Here is a 2,817-nt window from a genome sequence, read left to right on the forward strand (position 1 = left end):
GGCGGCAGCCGCTCCTGCGCGCGGGGGGGGGCGAACCGCTCAGCGCGCGCGGAAATGCTTGGACAGCTTCAGCCCCTGGCCCTGGTAGTTCGACGCGATCCCCGCGCCATACAGCGTCTCGGGCCTTGCCGCCATGCGTTCATAGACCAGCCGCCCCACGACCTGCCCATGTTCCAGCACGAAAGGCGCCTCGTGGCAGCGCACTTCCAGCACCCCGCGCGACCCCGTGCCGCCCGCCGCTTCATGGCCGAAGCCGGGATCGAAAAAGCCCGCGTAATGCACCCGGAACTCGCCTACCATGGCCAGATAGGGGGCCATTTCGGCGGCGTAATCGGGCGGGATATGCACCGATTCGCGGCTGACCAGGATATAGAAGGCGCCAGGGTCGAGGATGATCCGGCCCCTGTCGGTCCGGATTTCCTCCCAGAACTCGGCCGGGTCATGCCCGCCGATCCGGTCAAGGTCGATCACCCCCGAATGCGGCTTGGCGCGATAGCCCACCAGATCGCCGGTTTCGGGCTTCAGATCGACGGAAAAGCCCAGCCCCTCGGAAATCACCGCCGGACCGCCCGCGACCAGCCCCACCGCCCGATGCAGCGCCGTCAGTTCGGCATCGTCCAGAACCGCTTGCCCGCGACGGAACCGGATCTGGTTCAGCCGCTGGCCGGGCCGCACCAGCACCGAGAAGGAGCGCGGGCAGATCTCGGCGTAAAGCGGGCCGTGATACCCCGGCCGGATGCGGTCGAACTCCACCCCGCCATCGGTGATCGCACGGGTCAGAAGGTCCAGCCGCCCGGTCGAACTCTTGGCATTGGCGACCGCGGCGACGCCCTCGGGCAGGGCCAGCCGTTCCATCAGCGGCACGACATAGACGCAGCCCTTTTCCAGCACCGCCCCGCCCGTGAGATCGATCCGGTGCATCTCGAAATCGGCCAGACGCTCGGCCACCGTCGCCCCCGCACCCGCCAGGAACGAGGCGCGCATCCGGTAGGCGACATCCCCCAGCCGCAGATCCAGCGAAGCGGGCTGCACCTGCCCGTCATCCAGGGGCGCGCTCAGGCCGATCGCGCCCGCCTCGATCAGTGCGCGGATCTGCTGCGCGGGCAGCACGCCGGGTCCGGTCATCGCATCGCCTCCGACTGTTGCAAGTCCCGCTGCCGAAAACACCACCGCCCGCGGCCCGGAAGGGCGCGCGGGCGGGTGTAATTTTGGTCGGGCTAGCAGGACTTGAACCTGCGACCTTCCGCCCCCCAGACGGACGCGCTACCAGACTGCGCCATAGCCCGACACGGAGGCGTTCTTAGCATGTCTGACGGCGGGGGCAAGCGGCAAAAACCCCGCCCGCCGCCGCGATCGGCCTATTGCCCGGCGGACGCCATCCGCTCGACAAGCGCCTGAAGCCGCGCCAGCGCTTGCCCGGCCCGGTCCCGTTCGGCAGCCAGCGCCTGACGCAGCGCGGGGCTGCGGATCAGCGTGCGCAGCGGTGGCGCGACCGGGGCAAAGGCCGGGTCGTCATCGGCCGGATCGCTGCGGGCGATTCCCGTGCCGAGGGGCCGCGCAATCGCCGGGGCAGGGGGCTCGGCCACCGGTTCGGCCAACGGTTCCGGCTCCGGTTCGGCCTCCGGTTGCGCTTCCAGCTCCGGGGCGGCCTCGGACAGGATGTCGGGCCCGGCCTGTTCCGGCGCCTCCGCCTCGGGCCCGGGTTCGGCCGGACCGGCCGCCGGGGCATGGGCTTCGGGTTCAGGCTCCGGTTCCGGCTCTGCCTCGACCGGGTCCTGCGCGACCTCGGGCTCCGGGCCGAGCAGCAAGTCGGCCTCCGCAAGGGCCGCGACCGGCTCCTCCGCGGATGTCTCCGGCGCGGCCTCGAAGGGCAGGGTGGCGGCGGGTTCTTCCCCGACCGGCGGGCGGGGATGGCGGCGGAAGCTGGGGATCGCCGCCTCGGCCTCCGGTGCGGGGCGCGCCCCGGCCGCAAGATCGAGCCCGGGCAGGATCGCCTCGTCCGGTTCGGGCCGGGGGCGGAACGCCAGCGGCAGGATCTCGGTGGCCTCGGATTCGGCATCCTCCTGCATCGGGGCCTCGTCGGCCTCTGCCATCTCGGCGGGCGAGTCGTCCCCGGGCAGCGGCGCTTTGGCGACCGCCTCGACCGCCTCGACCGGCTCGGCATGGCCCTCGATCAGCAGCCCGGGCGCCCCTTCCTCCAGCGGCGGCGACAGGGCCGAGACGAATTTCACCCCTTCCTCGCGCAGGATCTTCTGCACCCCGCGGATGGTCAGCCCGTCCTCGTGCAGGAGCCTCTTGATCCCGCCCAGCAGCATCATGTCGGCCGGCCGGTAATAGCGCCGCCCGCCTGCGCGCTTGACCGGCTTGACCTGGGAAAACCGGCTTTCCCAGAACCGCAGTACATGCGCGGGCGTGTCCAGCCACGCCGCCACATCGCTGATCGTGCGGAAGGCTTCGGGGGATTTTTCCATCTGGAACGGAACCTTAGTCCTTCCGCTCGGAATTTCCGGCGGCCACGCGGTCCTTCATCAGATGCGAGGGACGGAAGGTCAGGACCCGTCGCGGCAGGATCGGCACCTCTTCGCCGGTCTTCGGATTGCGGCCGACCCGTGCCGCCTTTTCCCGCACCGAGAAGGTGCCGAAGGACGAGATCTTGACTGTCTCGCCGCGCACCAGCGAATCCGACATGTGCTGCAGGACGCTCTCCACCAGGTCGGCGGATTCGTTGCGTGACAGGCCCACCTCGCGGAACACCGCTTCGGTCAAATCCATTCGTGTCAGCGTTTTGCCGGACATGGCGTCCCCTCTGATCAAAAA

Annotated in this window: 3 protein-coding genes and 1 tRNA gene; all 4 read right to left on the reverse strand. The window is 70.1% G+C overall.

Features of this window, described 5'->3' with window-relative positions:
- Positions 1-39: 39 nt before the first annotated feature.
- Positions 40-1,125 carry a 2'-deoxycytidine 5'-triphosphate deaminase gene (locus ENN83_RS12710; protein ID WP_287187532.1) on the reverse strand — a complete coding sequence of 362 codons (1,086 nt, stop codon included), beginning with the start codon at positions 1,123-1,125 and terminating at the stop codon, positions 40-42.
- A gap of 84 nt (positions 1,126-1,209) precedes the next feature.
- Positions 1,210-1,286, reverse strand: a tRNA-Pro gene (locus ENN83_RS12715).
- 72 nt (positions 1,287-1,358) lie between these two features.
- Positions 1,359-2,471: a MerR family transcriptional regulator gene (locus ENN83_RS12720; protein ID WP_287187534.1), complete on the reverse strand. Its 1,113-nt coding sequence runs from the start codon at positions 2,469-2,471 to the stop codon at positions 1,359-1,361.
- Positions 2,472-2,484: 13 nt separating this feature from the next.
- Positions 2,485-2,796, reverse strand: a complete 312-nt coding sequence (gene ihfA, locus ENN83_RS12725) for an integration host factor subunit alpha (protein WP_287187536.1) — start codon at positions 2,794-2,796, stop codon at positions 2,485-2,487.
- Positions 2,797-2,817: the final 21 nt, after the last annotated feature.

The organism is Rhodovulum sp., from assembly GCF_011048875.1.
GTDB lineage: Bacteria > Pseudomonadota > Alphaproteobacteria > Rhodobacterales > Rhodobacteraceae > Rhodovulum > Rhodovulum tesquicola.